The 23116-nt window shown below is 65.9% G+C and carries 17 protein-coding genes; 12 read left to right on the top strand and 5 right to left on the bottom strand.

Translation table 11 applies throughout. The features are described 5' to 3' along the window. Window positions 1-1103 precede the first annotated feature (1103 nt). The gene (gene ltaE / locus QE395_RS09125) at window positions 1104-2132 is read right to left on the bottom strand and encodes a low-specificity L-threonine aldolase (RefSeq protein WP_306988645.1); all 1029 of its coding nucleotides are present in this window, start codon (window positions 2130-2132) and stop codon (window positions 1104-1106) included. A 183-nt stretch (window positions 2133-2315) separates the two neighbouring features. Between ltaE and QE395_RS09120 the strand changes: the two genes are divergently transcribed. Further along, window positions 2316-2876 (top strand): fasciclin domain-containing protein, encoded by a 561-nt coding sequence (locus QE395_RS09120; RefSeq protein WP_306988643.1) that lies wholly within the window; start codon window positions 2316-2318, stop codon window positions 2874-2876. Between the two features lie 108 nt (window positions 2877-2984). On the opposite strand, the gene QE395_RS09115 is transcribed toward QE395_RS09120, so the two are convergent. Beyond that, on the bottom strand, window positions 2985-3992 hold the full coding sequence (locus QE395_RS09115) for a glycoside hydrolase family 43 protein (RefSeq protein ID WP_306988641.1): 1008 nt from the start codon (window positions 3990-3992) through the stop codon (window positions 2985-2987). A 110-nt stretch (window positions 3993-4102) separates the two neighbouring features. On the opposite strand from QE395_RS09115, the gene QE395_RS09110 reads away from it, so the two are divergent. The 11 genes from QE395_RS09110 (at window position 4103) to QE395_RS09060 (ending at window position 17317) form a co-directional block, all read left to right on the top strand. After that, the gene (locus tag QE395_RS09110) at window positions 4103-5032 is read left to right on the top strand and encodes a 2-dehydro-3-deoxygalactonokinase (protein ID WP_306988639.1); all 930 of its coding nucleotides are present in this window, start codon (window positions 4103-4105) and stop codon (window positions 5030-5032) included. A gap of 94 nt (window positions 5033-5126) precedes the next feature. Next, window positions 5127-6272, top strand: a complete 1146-nt coding sequence (locus tag QE395_RS09105) for an aldose epimerase family protein (protein ID WP_306988637.1) — start codon at window positions 5127-5129, stop codon at window positions 6270-6272. A 113-nt stretch (window positions 6273-6385) separates the two neighbouring features. Then, window positions 6386-7534 (top strand): cellulase family glycosylhydrolase, encoded by a 1149-nt coding sequence (locus QE395_RS09100; RefSeq protein WP_306988635.1) that lies wholly within the window; start codon window positions 6386-6388, stop codon window positions 7532-7534. A gap of 73 nt (window positions 7535-7607) precedes the next feature. Beyond that, entirely contained in the window at window positions 7608-10343 is a 2736-nt protein-coding gene (locus QE395_RS09095; protein ID WP_306988633.1) for a TonB-dependent receptor, read from the top strand. 102 nt (window positions 10344-10445) lie between these two features. Beyond that, window positions 10446-11162, top strand: a complete 717-nt coding sequence (locus QE395_RS09090; protein ID WP_306988630.1) for a FadR/GntR family transcriptional regulator — start codon at window positions 10446-10448, stop codon at window positions 11160-11162. Window positions 11163-11172: 10 nt separating this feature from the next. Beyond that, window positions 11173-11808, top strand: coding sequence for a 2-dehydro-3-deoxy-6-phosphogalactonate aldolase (locus QE395_RS09085; protein ID WP_249834309.1), 636 nt, complete (start codon window positions 11173-11175; stop codon window positions 11806-11808). After that, window positions 11805-12953 (top strand): galactonate dehydratase, encoded by a 1149-nt coding sequence (dgoD, locus tag QE395_RS09080; protein WP_093536565.1) that lies wholly within the window; start codon window positions 11805-11807, stop codon window positions 12951-12953. The genes QE395_RS09085 and dgoD overlap by 4 nt, the downstream gene beginning before the upstream one ends. 5 nt (window positions 12954-12958) lie before the next feature. Beyond that, window positions 12959-13714, top strand: coding sequence for an SDR family oxidoreductase (locus QE395_RS09075; protein ID WP_306988626.1), 756 nt, complete (start codon window positions 12959-12961; stop codon window positions 13712-13714). Then, window positions 13711-14706: an SMP-30/gluconolactonase/LRE family protein gene (locus QE395_RS09070; protein ID WP_306988624.1), complete on the top strand. Its 996-nt coding sequence runs from the start codon at window positions 13711-13713 to the stop codon at window positions 14704-14706. Before QE395_RS09075 ends, QE395_RS09070 begins: the two co-directional genes overlap by 4 nt. Then, complete coding sequence (locus QE395_RS09065; RefSeq protein WP_210132549.1) at window positions 14703-16262, top strand: sodium/sugar symporter; 1560 nt, start codon at window positions 14703-14705, stop codon at window positions 16260-16262. The genes QE395_RS09070 and QE395_RS09065 overlap by 4 nt, the downstream gene beginning before the upstream one ends. Before the next feature lie 5 nt (window positions 16263-16267). After that, window positions 16268-17317, top strand: coding sequence for a sialidase family protein (locus tag QE395_RS09060; RefSeq protein WP_306988621.1), 1050 nt, complete (start codon window positions 16268-16270; stop codon window positions 17315-17317). Window positions 17318-17388: 71 nt separating this feature from the next. Here the strand turns inward: QE395_RS09060 and QE395_RS09055 are convergent, their stop codons facing one another. From QE395_RS09055 to QE395_RS09045, 3 genes are all read right to left on the bottom strand, one after another. Next, complete coding sequence (locus QE395_RS09055; protein WP_306988619.1) at window positions 17389-18774, bottom strand: aldehyde dehydrogenase family protein; 1386 nt, start codon at window positions 18772-18774, stop codon at window positions 17389-17391. A gap of 278 nt (window positions 18775-19052) precedes the next feature. Beyond that, a complete protein-coding gene (locus QE395_RS09050) occupies window positions 19053-20366 on the bottom strand; it encodes a hypothetical protein (protein ID WP_306988617.1) in 1314 nt (437 codons plus the stop codon). Next, window positions 20275-22872 carry a M48 family metallopeptidase gene (locus QE395_RS09045; protein WP_306988615.1) on the bottom strand — a complete coding sequence of 866 codons (2598 nt, stop codon included), beginning with the start codon at window positions 22870-22872 and terminating at the stop codon, window positions 20275-20277. Before QE395_RS09045 ends, QE395_RS09050 begins: the two co-directional genes overlap by 92 nt. Window positions 22873-23116: the final 244 nt, after the last annotated feature.

The raw sequence follows: 23116 nt of genomic DNA, 5'->3' as shown, positions 1-23116 counted from the left end.
TCCTATGGAACGTCAGCAATGCGAATCAAACAACCATGATGGACGACGACACGCTGGAAGTCACGTGCACGAAGAGCCCCGAAGTTGGTGGATACATATGTAATCGCACGCAGGCTGCAGAGGACTATTTGTTAGCGTACTCGTTCGTTTCTCAGCAGTTGCCGACCACGTTCAAGGCGTTGGACAACTCGGTGCAAGGACAGATTGAGGAGTTACGGTGCCCTAGAACGCGATAGCTTAGGCGGCGCCACAATGCAGAGCCGTCGTACGGCCGCCCTGCCGTCTTCTCCATAATTACTTAAGTGTTGTGGGCGCGTTGAAGGCCGGCGATCTGAGGCTACTAGCGGGCCTTCCGCAGTGCGCAATGCTGTCCGCATCTCGACCAGCGCTGCGTTTCCGCTGGAGGCGGCCACCTTGCCGCACCTGCCGCTGCCGCCGCCCCGCAGGGCTTGGTCTGCAAAGGACTGATATGCCGGAAATCTTACGTGCCAGCTTCAGAAAAGACGTCTGCTTTCGGCCAGAAGCGGACGTTCGACCTCGCATGAAGAGCTGGATGTTAATGTGGCGCGGAATCAGCTAACTGGTAAAACGCAAGACCAGAGTAGCGACGCCGGAACTGAAGAACAGTAGCGTGAGAGGACGATGGTCGCGTCTCACGGGACCACAGATCCAGGCCCTTCGCACCAAACTTGACCCAACATTTCACGTGCGTTCTGCTGGCATACAGCCCAGTGGGCTTGTAGCAGCCAAGCACTACTGCATCTATTTGCTCAGGGTCGCCTAGCGGCCTATCGAACTCTAGAAAAAGCATCAACAGTGCGACTGCAAGGGCCAGTGCTACCCAGGTGGCACACTGGAGCTGCGTCTTTGCACGTTTGGCTTTGGCAGGCCTACTGAGCATCTGTGCCTCGCGTGACCTTGGGTACGATCTGAGTCGATAGCGGACGTTAGCATTCGATCAAGCGTGGTGGTGGAGGTTCGTGAGCTTCTTTGTACGTCTTCGTTTTCAGGTCATGCGTTACCGGGTGTTGCAGGTTTGAGGGCGGTCGTCTTGCGACCGACCCTACCGGGTCCTTGCCAGTCCGTACCTGTGAGCCGCTGGATCACCCAGCTACCACGCTCCGGATCACTGACACGGTTCTATCAATGGCTTCCCGATCGATCTGCCAATGGGTCACCAATCGCATCTTGCCGCCGTACGCACCGTTGGCTCGTATGCCTGCAGCTTCAAAGGCCTGCATCAGGCGAGGCATATCCACCCCATCCGGTAGCGCGAACCACACCATGTTGATGTGGACGTCTTCCATGTCGACCTCGATGCCCGGCACTTCGGCCAACTGCTGCGCCAGGTACGTTGCGTTGTCGTGATCCACATCCAGCCGCTGCGTCATCTCGGTGAGCGCGAGAATGCCCGGGGCGGCAATGACCCCCGCTTGCCGCCACCCTCCTCCCAGCAGCTTGCGGTTGTAACGGGCGCGCTTGATGAAGGCCGCCGGCCCCGCGAGGATCGAGCCGACGGGGGCGGCCAGGCCCTTGGAGAGGCAGCACATCACCGTGTCCACATGCTGGGTGATGGCTTTGACGTCGCACCCCAGGTAGGTGGCGGCATTGAACACGCGCGCACCGTCCAGGTGGATGGGAACGCCGTGCTTTCGGGCGATGGCGGCGGTCGCTTCCATCGTGGCCAGCGGGATCACGCGGCCGTTGCCGTGCGCGTTCTCCAGGCAGATCAGCCCGGTGCGGGGAATGTGGATGTCCTCCCCCACCCGGATACGTGACGCGATCTCGCTGGGCTCCAGCAGGCCCTGCCTGCTGGCGATCGTGCGCAGCTGCACGCCGCTGATCACCGCGGCTGCGCCGTTTTCGTGCCAGACCAGGTGCGAGTCGTCGCCGGCGATCACTTCATCGCCGCGGCGGCAATGGGTGAATACGGCCAGCTGGTTGCCGAACACCCCCGTTGGCACGAACAGCGCGTCCTCCTTCCCCAGCATGTCGGCGGCGAGGCGCTCGAGCTGGATGACGGTCGGGTCGTCCTGATAGACGTCATCCCCTACTTCGGCGGTGGCCATGGCCTGGCGCATGGCGGGGGTGGGTTGGGTGACGGTGTCGCTGCGCAGGTCAATCCACGGCATTTCGGAACTCGCTGAGGTGGAGGCGTGCGCCCATTCTAGAACGCGGTGAAAGCGCCGTGAGTGCCTGGCTGAACGTGTTTGCTTTCGAGGCGATCTGCAAAGGCCAGGGACTGCATCCGAACGCTGCCTCGCTGCGTAGGTATAGAGGCACAACGTTGTGCGCCAAGATCAGAGGACCTACCCATGTACAACTCCATTCGGCGTCTCGCTATCGCTTCGTGCATCGCAGCAGTTTTCGCTACCGCCAGTGTGTCGGCTGCAAACAACCCGACGGTGGGTGGCGCGGCCATGTACCCCACCAAGACCATTGTCGAGAATGCGTCGGCTGCAAAGAATCTCTCCACGCTGGTTGCGGCCGTCAAGGCGGCTGGGCTTGTGGACACCCTGTCCGGGGCCGGGCCGTTTACCGTGTTCGCGCCTACCAATGACGCCTTCGCGAAGCTGCCGAAAGGCACGGTTGATACGCTGCTGAAGCCGGAAAACAAGGCAAAGTTGACCCAGATCCTGACGTATCACGTGGTTCCCGGCACGCACACCGCGGCGCAGCTCACGGCGGCGGCGAAGAAAGGCGGTGATTCCAGCATGCTGACTACTGTCGAAGGCGAGAAGCTTACGGTCAAGCTTGCCGACGGCAAGGTGTGGGTCGTGGATGCCAAGGGCGGTAAGGCGGCTGTGACTACCGCTGATGTCGGGCAGTCCAACGGGGTGGTGCATGTGATTGATGGTGTGTTGATGCCCAAGTGACTGGGCGCGGGCGGGGGCGGTGTTGTTGGCTCCCTGCCCTTTTTATTGGGCCGGCCGTCGGTTGGACGGCCGGCGCCTGGTGGCCGGGCAGCCACGCATGGCGTGGCTCTACGGGGTGACTGCTGGGGCGCGTCCTGCCGGGGGATCCAGCACCGGCCTGCCCTGGGCGTCCCAGTGGACGGGCTGCACCCGGGGCGAGCGTTTTGCCGTGCAGCCCATGTCGGGGCCCGGGTTGGCGTGGTAGATGATCCACGGTGTGCCATCGGCCATGTGGAAGAAGCCGTTGTGGCCGGGGGCGTATACGTTGCCTGCCGGGTTCTTGGCCAGGATGGGTTGCTTGGCTTTTGACCAGGCGTTGGCATCCAGCGGATCAGCGCCTGCCGGGGCGTGCAGCAGGCCAATGGCGTAACCGTCTGACCAGCAGGCGCTGCCGGAGTAGGTCAGGAACAGGTCGCCCTTGGGACCCTGCAGGAATTCCGGGCCTTCGAGGATCTGGCGGCCACCCTGCCGTTCCCAGGCCTGGTCAGGGCGGGCGATGATCGTTTCGTTGCCGACCAGTGTCCAGGGGTTGGACATTTCCACGATGGCCAGCACGCTGTCCGGGCCGACATACGGCGAGTACACGAAGTAGCGCTTGCCCTGGCTGGTGAATGTGGTGCCATCGATGCCGGGGTGCGCGGTGGCCAGTCGTCCACGGTCGTGCCATGTGCCCTGGGTGGGATCGGCGCTGCTGCTTTCCAGCACGAACACGCCGCGATGCGCGTCCTCCTGCCCTTCGGCGGCGTCGCTGGCCGCAGCGGTGTAGTAGATGTACCACTTGCCGTCGATGCGATGCAGTTCCGGGGCCCAGATCGATCTGGCATTGGGCCCCGTCGCCGGCGGACGCCACACGGTGACTTCCTTTGCGTCGGCCAGTTTCGACAGATCGCTGGTGGCGCGGATTGCGAGGCGATCGCCGTGCGTGCCCATGTAGTAGAACACCTGCCCTTCCTTGGTGATCCAGGGATCGGGGCCGGAGTCCAGCAGCGGATTGTCGTGGGCCGGACCAAGCGCGGACGCGCCTGCCGATGCCTGCAGGAGCGCTGCTACCACCAGCGCACGCAGTGTGCCGTTCACCATGTTCCCCTCCCGTGGAATGCCGCGCTGGCGGGCTTGCCAGTGCCGCGCAACCAAAACATATAATCGGACAATAGGCAACCGCCACCTCGTCCGCCCAAGGAACCGCCATGCACCCGCACGACACCGACAGCATCATTGGCATCAACTGGGGCAGTTCGAATCTGCGCGCGTACCTGATCGGCGCGGATGGGCGGATGCTCGATTCGCACGAAGCGCCTGCGGGCGTGGCGACGCTGCAGCGCGAGGGCATGGTGGCGGCGGCAAATGAGATCCGGGCGCGCTGGCCCGAGGCTGGCCACGCATATGCCGCCGGCATGATCGGTTCCAACGTGGGGTGGGTGGATGCCGGCTATGTGGACTGCCCTGCAGGGGCGGAAACGGTGGCGCAGCATCTGGTGCCCACGCGCATTGGCGAGCTTGCGCTGCACATCGTGCCGGGCATGGCCTGCGTGCGCGCGGTCGACGGCGCGCCGGATGTGATGCGCGGCGAGGAAACGGAACTGCTGGGCCTGCTGGCGGCCGGCAACGTAGACCCCGATGCCGTCGTCGCCCTGCCCGGCACGCACACCAAGTGGATCCAGCTTCGCCAGGGACGCGTTGAGAGTTTCATGACCTCCATGTCGGGTGAACTGTTCGACCGCCTGGCCAGCGGTGGCCTGCTCGCTTCGGTGCTGGAGGGGCCGGGCGAGCCGGGCCCTGCGTTCGCCGAGGGTGTCCGTGCCGCAGCGGAGGGAACGCTTGGGCTGGGGGCCCTGCTGTTCGGCGTACGTGCGCGCATGATCCGTGGCGCACTGCGCCGCGACCAGACCAGTTCCTACCTGCGCGGCCTGCTCGCGGGTGCCGAGATTGCCGATGCCATGGCGCTGTTTCCTGCCCTTGGGGATGCGTCGGTGCCGCTGGTGGGCTCGGGTCCGGTCACCCGCCTCTACCAGGCTGCGCTGGCCGAGCGGGGCTTTGATGCACACGTGGTGGCGTCCGCAGAAGCGGTAATTCAAGGCTTTTCCGCCATCCACGCCATCGCCGGTTCGTCGCGCTGAGCCCCTCTCCCGACGAGCTTGCTGCGTCGCAACGTGCCTATTGTCTGATTATATGTTTTTGTACGCTCCACGACATCGAGAGGGGTCTTGAGCAATGCGTGCTGGCAAGGGGAAGACGGCGGGATTGATCGGCGCGTTGGCGCTGTCCGTGGTGGGGGCCGCAGGCGCCCACGAGCGCACCGTGGTGGGCAAGACCGCCGACGGCACGCAGGTGGAATCGATCCTGCTGCGCGACGGCAGCGGCATGCAGGCGCGGGTGCTGACACTCGGCGCCGCACTGCACTCGCTGGAAGTGCCCGACCGCGACGGCACGTTCGCCGATGTGCTGCTGGGCGACAAGGACCTGCAGGCCACGCTGGACAAGCCGCAGTACTTCGGCACCATCGTGGGGCGCTTCGCCAACCGTATCGCCAAGGGCCGCTTCACGCTGGATGGCAAGACCTACCAGGTGCCGGTCAACAACGGCGCCAACAGCCTGCACGGTGGCACCCGCGGCTTGGACAAGGTGGTCTGGAAAATCGTGGAGGCCACGGCCGACCACGCCACGCTGCAACATGTGAGCCCCGATGGCGACATGGGGTTCCCCGGCACGCTGACCGTGACCGCCACCTATGCGCTGAAGGGCAATGGCCGGCTCGAGATCGATTACCGCGCCACTACCGACGCGCCGACCATCGTCAACCTGAGCAACCACGCGTACTGGAACCTGTCCGGTGAAGGCTCCGGTTCGGCAATGGAGCATGAGCTGACCATTCCGGCGAGCGCGTATACGCCGGTGGACGCGACCCTGATTCCTACCGGTGTAATGCAGCCGGTGGAAGGCACGGTGTTCGATTTCCGCAAGGCCAAGCCGATCGGCCGCGACCTGCGCCGTGGCGATGAGCCGCAGCTGCTGCACGGCCAGGGCTACGACCACAACTGGGTGATCAGCAAGGCGCCGGTGCGCGAGCTGCGCGAAGTGGCACGCGTGCACGACCCGCGCTCGGGCCGGGTGATGACGCTGCTGTCCACCCAGCCGGGCCTGCAGTTCTATTCGGGCAATTTCCTGGATGGCAGCACGGTGGGCAAGAGTGGCGGCGTGTACCGCCAGGGCGATGCCATCGCGCTGGAACCGCAGCTGTTCCCGGATACGCCCAACCAGCCGGCGTTCGGTTCGGCGCGGTTGGCACCGGGTGAGACCTACTTGAACCGGATCGTCTACGACTTCTCCACGGACCGCGGCGCCCCACCCCGCCGCTGATCCCGCGCCCTGCGCAGCCGCCGGTCTCCGCACCGGCACCGCTACCACCACGTACCGCCCGCCTCCCGGTTGACGCCAGGACGGGCAGCTCATGACTGAAGGAGTTGCATCCCATGCGAAAGTGGCTTTCCCCCTTGCTGGCGACCCTGCTCGCCGTGGCGCCGATGGCGCATGCCGATGATGCTGCGCGCTGGACGCCGGCCCAGGCCGATGCCTGGTATGCGAAGCAGCAGTGGCTGGTGGGCGCGAACTACACCACCTCCAATGCGATCAACCAGCTGGAGATGTTCCAGGCCGAGACCTTCGACCCGGAAGCGATCGACCGTGAGCTGCGCTGGGCGCACGAACAGTTCGGCATGAACACCATGCGCGTGTACCTGCACGACCTGCTGTGGCAGCAGGACCCGCAGGGCTTCCTGAAGCGCGTGGACACCTTCCTGAGCATTGCGGAAAAGAACGGCATCCGCCCGATGCTGGTGCTGTTCGACAGCTGCTGGGACCCGGATCCGAAGCTGGGCCCGCAGCACCGCCCCATTCCGGGCGTGCACAACTCCGGCTGGTTGCAGAGCCCGAGCCGCCACATGCTGGTGGACCCGGCCAACGACAAGCACTTCCGTGACTACGTGGAAGGCGTGGTAGGCGCATTCGCCAACGACAAGCGCGTGCTGGCCTGGGACCTGTGGAACGAGCCGGACAACCCCGGTGGCGGCAACTACATGGACAAGCAGCTGAAGGGCGAGCAGGAACGCATCGCCGAACTGCTGCCGCAGATCTTTGATTGGGCGCGCTCGAAGAAGCCGACCCAGCCGCTCACCAGCGGTGTGTGGATCGGCGACGACTGGTCGCCCGGCGCCGCCTCGCTCACCGCGATCCAGCGCACCCAGCTGGAACGCTCGGACGTAATCACCTTCCATAACTACGAGCAGCCCGAAGCGTTCGTTTCGCGGGTGGCACAGCTGAAGAAGTATGGCCGCCCGCTGATCTGTACCGAATGGCTGGCGCGCGGCGCAGGCTCCAACGTGGACACCATCCTGCCCATCGCCCGCCGCGAGAACATCGGCATGATCAACTGGGGCTTCGTTGACGGTGCCATCCAGACCCGCTTCCCGTGGGACAGCTGGCAGCGCCCCTACACGATGGAGCCGCCGACCGTGTGGTTCCACGACCTGCTCAAGGCCGATGGCACCCCGTACCGGCCGCGCGAGGCCGAGCTGTTCCGCCGCCTTGCCAAGACCCCGCGCACCGCTGTTCCCGCGTTCTGACACCCATCCGCCCGCCATCGCCTGATGGCGGGCCACCCACCGCGCTTGCTTTCCGGAATCCGGAGATACCGCCATGAACCGTCATTCTTCCCGCACCCTGCTTTCCCTGGCCATCCTGTCTGCCCTTGCCCTGCCCGCCCTGGCGCAGGCGCAGGATGCCGGTGCGGCCACCCCCGACCCGGCGGCGCAACCGACCGCGGTCGATCTCGATACGGTCACCGTGACCGCCCTGCGCCAGAGCCTGCAGACCGCACAGACGATCAAGCAGGAAGCGGCGATGGTGGTGGATTCGGTGGTGGCCGAAGACATCGGCAAGCTGCCCGACAACAGCGTGGCCGATGCGCTGCAGCGCGTGACCGGTGTGCAGATCGCGCAGGGCAACCAGGGTGAAGCCACCGGCGTGGTGATCCGCGGCCTGCCCAACGTGATCAGCACGCTCAACGGCCGCGAGATCTTCAGCAGCTCCGGCCGCGGCTATGCCTTCCAGAACCTGCCGGCCACCGCGATCAAGAGCCTGAACGTGTACAAGAGCAGCGAGGCCAGCCTGCCGCTGGGCGGAATCGCCGGCCTGGTGGACATCCAGCTGCGCCGCCCGCTGGACTTCGACGGCGCCGAGATTGCCGGCACCGTGACCGGCACGCACAGCAAGTACACCGGCGACATCGACCCCAACGCCAGCCTGCTGCTGAGCAACCGCTGGGATACCGATGCCGGTGAAATCGGCGCGATGGTCAACTTCGGCTACATCGGCAAGCGCTACGCCTACGATGCCGTGTGGGGCGATTTCCCGAAGGTGCTCGAGAACCCGGACGGCACGCCGATGCGGACCGACGACGGCAACCTGATCGCCGCGCCGAACGGCTGGGGCACCAACTACAACCACGGCGACCGCAAGCGCAGTTCGTTCAACTATGCGCTGCAGTGGAAGCCCACCGAGAACACCGAGGTCTACGTCGAAGGGCTGTACGACTACGTGCGCGACGACTACGACCAGGCGTTCCTCTTCAGCTTCCCGGTCGGGGTTGTTCCGCCCACGGGGCTGCAGGTGGGCAACAACTGCTACGCCAACCAGCTGGAGGGCCCGCTGGCCGGGCAGACCATCTGCGACGCCACCAGCGGCTCCTGGACCGGCGATACCTACGCCGCCAGCAGCACCCAGGCGCACAAGCAGCGCGGCCAGGACATCCAGAACGCGCTGGGCTTCAAGTGGAACGGCGACCAGCTGCACCTCTCCACCGAAGTGACCCGCACCTCCGGCTACTATCGGGATGAGAACTTCATCATCGATACCTTCATGAACGGTCCGATCACCACCGTGTGGGATGGCACGGCGGGCAAGCACCAGAACTGGTACCTGGCCGGCAACCCGGCCATGGATCCGTCGCGCTTCTACCTCAATGGCCTGTTCCAGACCTGGGGCGAATCGCGCGGTGAAGAAAACAGCTGGCGCGGCGATGGCAAGTTCGATTTCCTCGATGGCCCCATCGCCTTCCTGCAGTTCGGGCTGCGCTATGCCGACCGTACCGCCAGCGCCAAGGGCAGCGTGGAAATCAGCACCCCGCCGCCGGGCGGCGCGGGCACCGGCAACATCACCGCCAACCCGAACCCGGACAACCAGGTGGTGGGGCTGTTCCCGGCCAGCAGCTTCTTCTGCAGCAAGCGCGGCAATTCGGCGCTCAGCCAGTCCTTCCTGACCCCGTGCTACGACTACCTGATCGGCAACGCCGACGCGCTGCGCAACTTCTACGGCCTGCCCGACGGGCTGGCGGCGGAAAACCCCGGCCGCTTCTACGACATCGAAGAACGCAAGTCGGCCGGCTACCTGCAGGCCAAGTACGATTTCGATGTGTTCGGCCTGCGCGTGGATGGCCTGGTGGGCGTGCGCGCGGAGAAGATCAAGCGTGAGCTCAATGCCTTCTCCTTCGATGCCAGCACCGGGGTGTACAGCGCCATCACCCGCAACACGCAGGACACCAATACCCTGCCCAATGCGAGCATGAACCTGCACTTCAACGAAGAGTGGCAGCTGCGCCTGCTGGCCGCCAAGACGTTGAGCTACCCGGACTTCGGCGCGTTGAACCCGTCGATCTCGCTCAACCCGGGCACGGTGAATCGTGCCGGCGTGGCGAGCAGCGGCAACCCGGACCTGAGCCCGATCGAGTCGACCAACTACGACCTGTCGCTGGAGTGGTACTTCTCGCCGGTGGGCTACGCCAGCGCCGGTGTGTTCTACCGCGATATCGACGGCTACATCCAGAACTACATCACCAACGTGGTCATCGCCGGCGAAGACTTCGAGCTGTCCTCGCCGCAGAGCGCCGGTAGCGGCCACCTGCAGGGCGTGGAGCTGGCCTACCAGCAGACCTTCGATTTCCTGCCCGGTGCGTGGGGCGGCCTGGGCGCGCAGTTGAACTACACCTACATCGACGGCGACACGAAATCCCCGGAGTTCATCGGCGGCCCGGTGATTTCCCGCCCGCTGCAGAACGTGTCCAAGAACAACTACAACGCCGTGCTGTTCTACGAGAACTTCGGCCTGTCCGCGCGCCTGGCCTATGGCTACCGCAGCCGCTACATCGACTTCTTCACCCAGCCCACGGTGGCCGGTACCGAAGACCAGGTGGAGCCGGCCAGCTCGCTGGACTTCTCGATCAGCTATGACGTAACCCCGCGTGCCACGGTGGTGTTCTCGGCCACCAACCTGCTGGGCAACAACCTGCACCAGTTCTGGGGCAGCGGCGATACCCGCCCACGCGACATCCGCTACCAGGACAAGACCGTGGGCATGGGCTTCCGGTTCAAGCTCTGATGATGACCTCCCCCATGTCGATGCACGTCCCCTTTATGCCACCCTTTTGTCGGATAATAGGAGTGACCGCAGTCTGCGGAGCACCAAGCCAAAGGGGCGCCTGTGAAACGGATCGAGGTACGCAACCTCCACGACCAAGTCACCCAGGAGATCGGCCAGCGCATCATCAGCGGCACGATCAAGCCGGGCGAGTACCTGCCCAAGGAAGAGCTGTTGGCGCAGACCTTGTCGGTAAGCCGCTCGGCGCTTCGCGAGGGGCTGAAGGTGCTCGGCTCCAAGGGGCTGATCGAAACCAAGCAGAAAACCGGTTCGCGGGTGCGCGAACCGCGGTTCTGGAAGCAGCTGGACAGCGACATCCTGGCCTGGCGCTGCGCGCTGATGCCCACCCAGGACTTCGTGGACAAGCTGGTGGAAATGCGCGAAGTGATCGAACCTGCGGCGGCCGCCTCGGCCGCGCAGCGGCGTTCGCCCGCGCAGCTGGCGAAGATCAAGGCCGCGTACCAGGCGATGGCCGACGCGACCGACCAGGACGCGTGGGCCAAGGCGGATCTGAGCTTCCACGAAAGTGTGCTGGAAGCCACCAACAACGAGCTGCTGGGCTCGCTGTTCTCGGTGATCGACGCCGCGCTGGGCACGTTCTTCCTGCTCTCGGCGCAGACCGCCAAGGACTTCAAGTATTCGTTGCCGCGCCACTTCGACGTGTACGACGCGATCCGGCTGAAGCAGCCGGATGCGGCGCGCGCGGCCATGCTGGACATGATTGCCGATTCCCGGGCCAACCTGAAGGGAATCCGCGCCCCACGCAAACCCCCTCGCTGAAGGATTCCGCATGAGCACCGCCTGGATGCAACCCCTCCCCTTGGTTGCCATCCTGCGCGGGCTCACCCCGCAGGAGGCCCCCGCCGTCGGTGCCGCACTGGCCGATGCCGGATTCCATATCCTGGAAGTACCGCTGAACTCGCCACAGCCGCTGGAGAGCATCGCGTTGCTGGCGAAACAACTCGGCGACCGCTGCCTGATCGGCGCGGGCACCGTGCTCACCACCACCCAGGTGGATGAGGTGGCCAATGCGGGCGGGCGCATCATCGTGATGCCGCACGCGGATGTGGAGGTCATCGCCGCCGCGCACGCCAAGGGCCTGCGCTGCACGCCCGGCGTGGCCACGCCCACCGAGGCATTCGCCGCGCTGCGTGCCGGTGCCGATGCACTGAAGCTGTTCCCCGCCGAGCAGCTGCCGCCCCCGGTATTGAAAGCCTGGTCCAGCGTGCTGCCGGCCGGCACCGCGCTGCTGCCCGTGGGCGGCATCACCCCCGAACGGATGGCGGCCTACCGCAGCGCGGGCGCGGCCGGGTTCGGCATCGGCTCGGCCCTGTACGCCCCCAAGACCCCACCAGCCGAAGTGGCGCGCCGTGCGCGCGCGTTCATCGACGCCTGGAACAGCACCAACACGGACCCCCACGCATGAAGATCACTGCCATCACCACCTACCTGGTGCCCCCGCGCTGGCTGTTTGTCCGCATCGAGACCGACGCCGGCATCGTCGGCTGGGGCGAACCCATCGTGGAGGGCCGCGCGCATACCGTGGCCGCCGCGGTGGAAGAGCTCTCCGATTACCTGATCGGCAAGGATCCCCGGCACATCGAAGACCATTGGAACGTGCTCTATCGCGGCGGTTTCTACCGTGGCGGCCCGATCCTGATGAGCGCGCTGGCCGGCATCGACCAGGCGCTGTGGGACATCCACGGCAAGGCGCTCGGCGTGCCGGTGCACGCGCTGCTGGGCGGCCCGGTGCGTGACCGCATCCGCGTGTATTCGTGGATCGGCGGCGACCGTCCTGCCGATACCGCACGCGCGGCCAGCGAAGCGGTGGCACGCGGGTTTACGGCGGTGAAGATGAATGGCACCGAAGAAATGCAGATCGTGGACACCCACGACAAGGTCACGCGGGTGCTGGAAAACGTGCAGGCCGTGCGCGATGCGGTGGGGCCCGATATCGGCCTGGCAGTGGACTTCCACGGCCGCGTGCACAAGCCGATGGCGAAGGTGTTGATGCGTGAATTGACCCCGTTCGGGTTGATGTTCATTGAAGAACCGGTGTTGTCCGAACACCTTGAAGCGATTCCGGAACTGGCGGCCCTCTCCCCCGCCCCGATCGCCCTGGGTGAACGCCTGTATTCCCGGTTCGATTTCAAGCGGGTCCTGCAGACAGGCGGTGTGGACATCCTGCAGCCCGATCCTTCGCACTCCGGTGGCATCACCGAAACCCGCAAGATCGCAGCCATGGCCGAGGCCTACGACGTGGCCATCGCCCTGCACTGCCCGCTGGGCCCGATTGCCCTTGCCGCCAACCTGCAGCTGGATGCGGTCTGCTACAACGCCTTCATCCAGGAACAAAGCCTGGGCATCCACTACAACGCCAGCAACGACCTGCTCGACTACCTGGTGGACCGCTCGCCGTTCGACTACAAGGAAGGCTTCGTCAGGATTCCGGATGGCCCCGGGCTGGGCATCGAGATCAACCAGGCCTACGTGGACGAACGCGCCGCCGAAGGCCACCGCTGGCGCAACCCCATCTGGCGCCATGCCGATGGCAGCGTGGCCGAGTGGTGATGCCGATGACCCGTTACCCCAGTCTGGAAGGTCGCGCGGTGCTGATCACCGGTGGCGCTACCGGTATCGGCGCCGCCTTCGTTGAACACTTCGCCCGGCAAGGTGCGAAGGTGGTGTTCCTGGATATCGACGACGGTGGTGCGCAGGCATTGCTGGACAGCCTGCACGACGTTGAACCATTGCCGCGCTATCTGCGCTGCGACATCACCGACATCGCCGCCTTCCAGGCGACCATCGTTGAAGCGCGTGAACGGGTCGGACCGTTCTCGGTGCTGGTCAACAACGCGGCCAATGACGCGCGCCATGCCTTGGCCGATACCGGCGTGGCCGATTTCGAACGCAGCGTGGCGGTGAACCTTCGCCACCAGTACTTCGCGATCCAGGCCGTGGCGCCGGACATGCGCGCGTTGAGCGGCGGCTCGATCATCTGTCTGGGTTCCACCGGCTGGATGATCAAGAACAGCGGCTACCCGTTGTATGCCATGGCCAAATCCGCGGTGCATGGGCTGGTCAACGGGCTGGCCCGCGAACTGGGCCATGACCGGATCCGCATCAATGCGCTGGTGCCCGGCTGGGTGATCACCGAGAAGCAGCAGCGGCTGTGGCTGGATGCGGAGGGCGAGGCGCAGCTGCGGCGGTCGCAGTGCCTGCCGGGCTACCTGCGTGCGGATGACCTGGCCCGTGCGGCGCTGTTCCTTGCCGCCGATGACAGCCGCATGTGCACCGGCCAGGACTTCATCGTGGACGGGGGCTGGGTGTGACCGGCCCGGTGCGCGTGGCGGTTCCGGCGGGCAACACACTGGGCGAAGGCGTGCTGTGGTGCGACCGCGAGCAGGTGGTGTACTGGACCGACATCCAGCAGTCGCAGCTGTGGCGCTACCGCCCGCAGGATGGGGGGATTGCGCGCTGGCCGATGCCGGAGCGGTTGGCCGCGATGGCGCTGTGCGAGGCCGATGGCTGGCTGTTGTTGGCGCTGGCTTCCCGGCTGGCGTTCTTCCATCCCGAGCGCAACGAATTTCGCGACCTCGCAGACACGGTAGCGCCGGCCGTTGGCCGGCCCTCAGGGTCTCCGGCACCCCGCGGAGCCGGCCAACGGCCGGCGCTACCGGAATTGCGAGCAAACGATGGGGCATGCGACCGCCAAGGGCGATTTGTATTTGGCCAGCTGCATGAACCTGCCGAGGGCCCCAAACAGGCAGTAGCGCCCTTCCTGCGCCTCAACGCAGACCTGACGCTGGAAATCCTGCCGTTACCCACCGTCGCCATTTCCAACAGCATCGCCTTCAGCCCATCTGGCGACACGATGTACTTCTGTGACTCGCTGCAGAAGCAGATCCTGCGCTGCGACTACGGCGACACGCTCGGGCCGGCCCAATTGTTCGTGGACCTGCAGGCCGAACCCGGCGAGCCCGACGGCAGCGCGGTCGATGCGGACGGCGGCCTCTGGAACGCCCGCTGGGGCGATGCGCGCGTAGTGCGTTACCGGCCGGACGGCACCGAGGACCGCGCCATTGCCACGCCGGTCAGCCAGCCCACCCGCCCTGCCTTCGGCGGCCCTGCCCACCGCACGCTGTTCATCACCAGCGCGCATGACGGCATGGATGCCGCCGCCCGTGCACAGGACCCGCTTGCAGGCCACCTGCTTTCCCTCGATGACGCCGGGTTCGCCGGCCTACCCGAAGCCCGGTTCGCCGGCGACCCCAACAGTTTGCCGCCCCGCGCGCCGCGTGGGACTTCTGCGGAGATTCCATGAGCCTTTCCACCCTTGATATCAGCATCGTGCTGGCCTACCTGGCGGGCATCTTCATCCTTGCGCAGTGGGTGTCGCGCGAGAAAGCCGGCCAGCAGAAATCGGCGCAGGATTACTTCCTGGCCAGCCGCAGCCTGCCGTGGTGGGCCATCGGCGCGTCGCTGATCGCGGCCAACATTTCGGCCGAACAGATCATCGGCATGTCCGGCTCGGGCTATGCCATCGGCCTGGCCATCGCGTCGTATGAGTGGATGGCGGCGATCACGCTGCTGATCGTGGGCAAGTGGTTCCTGCCCATCTTCCTGCGCAACGGCATCACCACCATGCCCCAGTTCCTGCAGGAACGGTACGGCAACCGGATCCGCACGGTCATGGCGGTGTTCTGGCTGGGCCTGTACGTGTTCGTCAACCTCACCTCGATCCTGTGGCTGGGTTCGATCGCCATCGCGGGCGTGGCAGGGCTGAACCAGGATGTGGCGCTGGTGCTGCTGGGCGCCTTCGCGCTGGCCTACCAGCTGTACGGCGGGCTGAAGGCGGTGGCGCTGACCGATATCGTGCAGGTATGCCTGCTGGTGCTGGGTGGACTGCTGGTCACCGTGATCACCCTGAGCAGAATCGGCGACGGCAGCGTCAGCGATGGCTTCATGCAGCTCTGGCAGCAGCATCCGGAGCGGTTCGAGATGATCCTCAGCAAGGACAACCCGTTCTACAAGGACCTGCCGGGCCTGTCGGTGCTGCTGGGCGGCATGTGGATCGCCAACCTCAGCTACTGGGGCTTCAACCAGTACATCATCCAGCGGGCGCTGGCCGCGAAGAACCTGCGCGAGGCGCAGAAGGGCGTGGTGTTTGCCGCGTTCCTGAAGTTGCTGATTCCGGCCATCGTGGTGCTGCCCGGCATTGCCGCGGTGATGCTGGCCCCGGGCCTGGAGCGGCCAGATGCGGCCTACCCGACCATGCTGGCGCTGCTGCCCAGCGGCATCCTGGGGCTGGTTTTCGCGGCGCTGGTGGCGGCGATCGTGGCGTCGCTGGCCTCGAAGATCAATTCGGTGGCGACCATCTTCACCCTGGATTTCTACGCCAAGCGCGCGCCCGATGCGTCGCAGGCCCGGCTGGTGCGCGTAGGCCGGATCGCGGCGTCGGTGGCCATCATCGTGGCGGTGCTGACCGCCCGCCCGCTGCTGGGTGGGTTCGACCAGGGATTCCAGTACATCCAGGAGTTCACCGGCTTCTTCACCCCGGGCATCGTGGTGATCTTCCTGCTGGGCCTGTTCTGGAAGCGCTCCAATGAAGCCGGTGCACTGGCCGCAGCGGTGGGCTCGTTCGTGCTCTCGCTGGCGTTCAAGCTGCTGTGGCCGTCGTTGCCGTTCATGGACCGGATGGGGGTGGTCTTCCTGGCGACGTTGGCGCTTGCCGTGGGCATTTCGCTGGCCACACGCGCCACCGGAGACCGTGACCGCATCCGTACCGACGATGTGGTGTACGCCACCGCGCCGTCGTTCAATGCGGCTTCGCTGGCCGTGCTGGCGATCCTGGTCGCTCTATACGCAACCTACTGGTGATGACCATGCAGCCGACCCTTTCCCTCCGCGCGGCCATGCTGGCGCTCCTGCTCGCCGCTGCGGCTCCCGCCATGGCCACCGACGTCACCTGGACCGGCACCGCGACAGTGGATGCGGCCAAGGCCGGCTGGGGCCGGCTGGCACGCTTGCCAGACGGTCGCTGGCTGGCGGTGACCACGCGCTATCCCGGCGGCGACACCACCACGCTGCAGCTGTCGGTGAGCAGCGACAACGCCAGGACCTGGGCGCCGTTGTCGCGCGTGGCAGAGCCCAAGCGCAAACTCGACAACGGCGAGCTGTTCGTCCTACCCGATGGCCGCGTGCTGCTGGCGATGCGCTCGCTCATCGATGGGGTGTCCTACCGGCTGAACGTGTATACCAGTGACGACCAGGGCGCGAACTGGCGCTTCCTGAGCACCATAACGCGTAACGAGAATCCGGCCGGACGCAAGGACCGCGGTGTGTGGGAGCCGGTGTTCACGCGCCTGGATGATGGCACCTTGTCGGTGGTGTACGCCGATGAAACCCGCGCCGACGAGACCCCTTCCTTCAATCAGGTGGTATCGCAGCAGCTGTCCAGCGACGGGGGCCGGACCTGGAGCCCGGCGGTGACCATCGCCAGCCAAGCCGGGGGAGGAAAACTGCGTCCGGGCATGCCAGTGATGGCGCGTCGCCCGGATGGCGGCTTCCTGATGGTGCTGGAAACCTGCGGCGAGGATCCGCAGTGTCCTGTCTCCTACAAGACCTCGCCGGATGGCCGCACCTGGCCCGAGGGACTGGGCACGCCGATGGCGGACCAGCGCTGCGGGCCCCACGTGATGACCACCCGCAGCGGCACGATGTTCGCGACGTCCTGCTTCAATGAAGTGAGCGCAAGCGAGGATGGCGGCAACACGTGGACCACCGTCAAGCCGCCCGCGTGGCCGCTCGGCTTCCGCCACTCCTGGCCGGCCGTCGTGGAGTTCGGTCCCAATGAGATCGGCGTGGTCAATGTCGTCGATGGCAGTGTCCAGATACGCTTTGGTGCGTATGGCCAAGGTGCCAATCGGCGCTGAGCGGATCGCCCTTGGTGATGGAGTGGGCGGGGTGCGATGCGCCCCCACCCACCTGGAGCCAATGCCGCGCGTCAGGCCGCTGAAGGGATCTTGATGGACTTCACGTTCACGAATTCCTTGAGGCCTTCCGGGCCGTGCTCGCGGCCGTAGCCCGAAGCCTTCACCCCGCCGAAGGGCAGCGACGGAGAGGCAACGTCGAAGGTGTTGATGAAGACCATTCCGGTATTGAAGTACTTCGTGGCCAGCTCACGGGCGCGCTTGACGTCGCGACTGAAGATGCCGCCGCCCAGGCCGTAGCGGCTGTCGTTGGCAATGCGCAGCGCATCTTCATCGTCCTTTGCACGGATGATGGCGGCCGCAGGGCCGAACAGCTCGTCCTGATACGCCACCTGCCCCGGTGAGACATCGGCCAGCACCGTCGCGGGGTAGAACCAGCCGGTACGGTTGGGCACTTCACCGCCCACCAGCAAGCGGGCGCCCTGCGAGACACTCTTTGTCACCTGCTCGTGCAGTTTGTCACGCTGCGCCTCGGAGACCAGTGGGCCCAGCTGGGTATCGGCGGCGTTCGGGTCGCCCATCTTGATCGCTTCAAACTTGCTGGCGTAGGCAGCGACAAAGGCGTCGTAGTTCTTCTCCGTCACGATGAAGCGCTTGGCATTGACGCAGGTCTGCCCGTTGTTGAACAGACGTCCCTTGACGCAGGTCTCGACGGCCAGATCGAGGTCGGCATCGTCAAGCACAAGATAGGCATCGTTGGAGCCCAGCTCCAGCACCGTCTTTTTGAGCGCCGCGCCGGCCTTCGCAGCGACGGTACGACCGGCGGTCTCGCTGCCGGTCAACGTCACGGCCCGCACCAGATCGTTTTCCACGATGTCGTTGGACTGGTCATGGGTGATCAACAGCACGCCGAACAGCCCCTTGGGCAGTCCGGCACTTTCGTAGATGTCACGAAGCAGCAGACCGCTGCCGGTGCAGCTCTCCGCATGCTTGAGCAGAACGCCGTTGCCTGCCATCAGGCTGGCGATGGAGTAGCGGATCGCTTGGTAGGCCGGGAAGTTCCAGGGCTGGATGCCGTACACGACGCCGATCGGCGAATGGGTGACAATGCCGGTCGCGCCCTCGACATCGCGCTCCTCGTCGGCCAATGCGGCAGGCCCCTGCTTGGCGGTGTAGTCACAGATGGCCGCACACAGTTCCACCTCCGTGCGGCTGTCTTCGATAAGCTTGCCGACCTCGCGGGTCATCAGCTGGGCGAACTCTTCCTTGCGGTCGCGAAGCGCCTTGGCGATGGCGGCGACCACCTTCGCGCGCTCGTCCAAAGAGCGCAGGCGCCATTCCAGGAAGGCCTTGTGGCTGGATTCGACTACGGCTGCCGCTTCGTCGTCTGACATGTACGAATAGGTGGCAATCACTTCTTCGGTCAGTGGATTGATCGTCGTGAGTTGCTTGTTGGTCATGGAGAACCTGCACTTCGTGGGGGAAGAAAGGGACGGAAGAGCGTTGCACCGTCACGGTTCCCACGTAGTGAAGTCCTACGCGGCGCGCATCACCTGGGATTCACCGCATTGGGCGTCGTCCACATGGCACGTCGCCGCGGCGGTGAAGGATTGGCAGGCGTCCAGTTCCCTGTTCCAGGGTCATGCGTTACCCGGCGTTGATCGTTTGAGGGCGGTCGTTTGGGAACCGACCCTACCAGGCTCGCACGGCGGGACATGTTCCCGCCGTGCCTTGCGCATTACATCAAGTGCGGGCGTTCGGTGCCGAACAGCAGCTTCTTGGCACCATCGCGCCACGCCTGTGGGCACGACTGCCCGCGCACCACGGCTGCGACGGTGTAGGCGTAGCCGCGATTAGCCGGCCTGACGTTGCCCAGCACGGCTTCGGCCTGCTGCACGGACGCATTGGCGCGCACGGCATCTACGAACGCCACCACGCGCGCGGCTTCTTCGGCGTCGGTGGCCAGTGCCTTTTCCCGCCACACGGCTTCGTTCCTGCCCTGCCGCAGCGCCAGTGCCCACATGCTCCAGGCGGAATCCGGCGATATGCCCTCCTCCGCCGGCAGGTCCAGGGCCTTCTTGATCAGGTCCTCCGGTGCGCCATCGGAGGCGCCTGCCAGGCGAAGCACTTGCGGGAACAATTCAGCGTCCAACTCCGCCATGGCCACTGCCCCCTGGTACTCACCCCGGTGGAGGTGGATGTAGGCCTCATACTGCGAACCCATCACTTCGGTGCTGTCCAGGGCCAGCAGGCTGGTCAGGTGCGCTGACTCGGCGGCCAGCGGCTGCAGCTCCTGGTCGCTGGCGCCCAACATGCGCTTGACGCGTGCCAGCTCCGGTGCGGTGAACTCTGCGGTCTGCGGCCCCATTGCCGCCTTGGACCACACCTCGTTGGCTGCGCTCCAGTCGCCGCGTGAGGCAAGCACGTAACCAGAGGCCAGCGCGAACCAAGGATCCTGGGGCCAGCGCTGTTGGCCGGCGAGGAAGGCCTCATCCTGCGCTTGGCCTTCGGGCATGCAACGGATGGAGAGATAGGCCAGCGCCGGCGATGCGGGCTTGCCGGCTGCCATCTTCTGCTGGCGCTCGCAGGCAGCGTTCTGCCCTTGGCCCTTGTCGAGCTGCTGCTCGACGCGCAGCGCCGCGACATCTTCAGGATGGCGCGTCAGCCGTTCTGCAATGATGCCCTGCAGGGTGGCCGGGTTCTGCGAGGCCATGGCCAGCCATGTCGTCAGATGGCGCGATTCCGGCGCGTCCCAGCGGGCGTGCGCGAGGATCATGGCCTGGCGCTGGGCTTCATCGGTCACCAGCCCCAGCTGTCGATGCGGTGCCAGCTCACCCACGGCCGATACCACCGAGCGCTTGCCGCCGTCGTTGCTCTTGGTCTGGATGGAGCTCGGCGGCTCCTCCAGCACGTAGTCGGCGCTCGTGGCGGACCAGCGCTCCGCGCCCAGGTTGCGGTCTTCATCGGGCTCGGCACCACCGTAGACGGCCGACCACTGCACCATGGGCGTGGCGCCGGCGACGTTGTAGGTGAAGTGCGAACGGCCTGTCATGCGCTCGGTTTCGAAGGACTCGATGAGCTCCCCGCCCGCGCTTTCGGTGGTCACCTGGTGGGCAGCGCCCGGGGCGACGTCCATGCTGGCGCTCTGCAGCGGTGCCAGTTCGACGGTGTTGCCGTCGATGGTGACCCGCACCCGGGGTGGCCAGACCGTTGTACAGCGAGACGGTGGCGGCGCCGGTGTGCATGCCGAATGCCAGCACGCCCACGACAATCGCCGCCGCAGCAGAGGCACGCGCGGTGCTGGCAGCCCAGCCGTCGGCGGTCTGGAAGCGATCCCACCAGCCCAGCTTGGTCTGCAGCTTGCGCTCCTGGCCGGGCAGCAGCACCGGATAGGGCGTGGGAACCTTGGAAGGCGTCGGCGCGAGCGGTGCCACTTCGTCCGAGCCCAGGCGTGCTACTACGGCATCTTCGTTGGCCAGCAGGGCTTCCAGCGTTGCGGCGCGCAGCTGTGAGAGCGCGGCGCAGGTGTGGTTGACCCAGCCGCTGGAATGCTTGATCCAGTTGTCGATGTTCGCCTGTACAGGCGTGGGCAGGCCCAGCTCGCCCAGCGTCTCTTTCAGCGGCTTGCCGCCGTGTTCGACCACGGTTTCATCGATCACGCAGTTGTGGGCGTAGTCGTAGATGACGCCCAGCGCCTGCCGTACCTTTTCGGCGGTGCCCAGCAGGCGGCGCAGTTCCTTGTCGGAGACGCGCTTGTCGGCCGTCACCACATGCAGGGTATTGAGGAACAGCCCGTAGGCGTCGCGCAGGTCGGCTTCGACGTGCTCGCAGTAGTGCAGCAGGGCCACCTGCCCTTCCAGCAGGTTCTCCCACCCTGCCCCGCTGCGACGCGCGGCCAGCCGGTGCAGGCTGCGGCATTGCTGGTCGTGCTGGAACACGGCTTGACGCAGCGGCGCGATCTCGTCATCCAGCGTTGCGATGACCGGGCCGAGGCGGCGGGTGTCCAGCACCTGGTCACGCCAATGCACGCGGTTGCGGGTGGCGCGCAGGTGGCCGGCGCGGGCGGCGTCCAGCGTGGCGCGCTCATCTTCCAGCAGCTGCAGCTGCTGCAGGGCCTTGCCATGCGCGGGCGCATACAGGCCGGTGATTCGCTCGCGGATCTGGGCGTCGCTCAGCGGCGCCAGGGTGTGAAGGAACAGCTCGGCCGGGGTGGCCACGCCGCGCACGAACGAGCGCCGCAGGTAGGTGCCCTGGTAGCGCTGGTGCATGGCACGGATGGCAAACTCGGCGTCTAGCCGGGTCAGCGAGGTATCGACGTCGGCGAAGGCCGGCGGGGTTTCGCGCAGCATGTCGCGGGTGAGCTTGTGCCGTAGTCCGTCCGCGTCACGGAACAGCAGCATGGCCGGGCGCTCGTCGATCGCGGCTTCCACATAGCGCCGCTTGAGGTTGTTCTCGCGATCGGCGTTGGCCGGGTGCGTGGACCACATCTGCGGCACGCGCACCATGTCGCGGCGGAACACGCGGTGCTGTTCGCGCTCGCGTTCGGGAAGCTGCGGCGGATCGGCATACAGCGGGTCGGGCGACACGCGGCGCAGGTTGGCGAGCATGCGCGTCTGCACCGCGAACAGGTCGGCCACGGCATGGCCGGCTTCGAATTCGCGGGAGGCAAAGCCGAGCGACCTGTCCCACGCATCGTCTGCGGCGCCGAGGCGGTGCAAGGCGTGCACGAGGGCGTCGCTGCCGGCGAGCGAGGCGGCCACCAGGTCGGCCTGGTATTCCATCTCGCGCGACAGGGCGCGCTCGGACAGGGCAACTACGCTGAAGGCGGTATCCACCAGCGAACGGATGGCCCAGACGATGAGCGACAACAGCCAACCCACCCAGGCAATGCGCAGGTCCAGGCGCGACACCGTGGCCAGCAGGGCATCGAGCGCATCGCGGCGGGCGACCAGCTGGCTGGCGATCTGGTGGGCTACGTACACCCAACGGCCGACGGCCATGGTGCGCTGCGCGAAGTGGCCGAATTCGTGGGCCAGTACGGCCTTGAACTCGCCCAGGTTCAGTGCGTTGACCAGCGGCAGGCCGATGTCCAGGTTCTTGCGCGAGGGAAACAGCAGGTTGAACAGCGAGAGGTCGTAGAAGACGCTGGCATTGACCCGCGCCGACAGGTAGACCCGCTTGGGGCGCGGCGCGCCGGCTTCGTCAGCCAGGCGGTGCAGGAAGGCGAACAGCTCGGGCTGCTCGGCCTGCTTGAGCTCCAGTTCCCTGGAAGCCTGCCCACGCTTGAGGAACACCAGCCCCTTGGCCATGAACACGGCAAGGAACAGCGCGAAGGTGCCGACGATGATGTTGACCAGCGTATTGCCACCCTCCCCGGCCGACAGGGTGCGGAATACGCGGTAGGCGGTCCAGCCGAACCAGCCCATCAGGGCGAAGTAGGCGGTGGCGAAACCGAGCAGGCCGGCTACGGCCAGCCATGCATGGCGGCGGTAGGCGGAGCTGGGTGCGGTGAGCTGCGCGGGCACGGTCGAAGGCCCCGCCGGATAGAGCGAATCCATTATGTATATCCCCCTGTTGTCCTGCTCCGTGCCGTCCCCCCGGACGTGGCACGGAGCTTACCTGGCGTCATGCCCGGTCCCGGGGGGATTGTGCACATTATTGGGCGGGTGTGCATCTGCCGCTGCAAACGGTCCAGACCGCACTTCGGTAGGGTTGCATCCCAATCAACCGCCGGGGTGGTGATTACCCATTAGGGCATTATCTGGAACGCAGGCAGCGCGCTTCGATTTTGGGTCATGCGTT

Origin of the sequence: Stenotrophomonas sp. SORGH_AS_0282 (genome assembly GCF_030818125.1) — a bacterium.
GTDB lineage: Bacteria > Pseudomonadota > Gammaproteobacteria > Xanthomonadales > Xanthomonadaceae > Stenotrophomonas > Stenotrophomonas rhizophila_A.
This window is presented reverse-complemented; position numbering and strand designations above follow the sequence as displayed.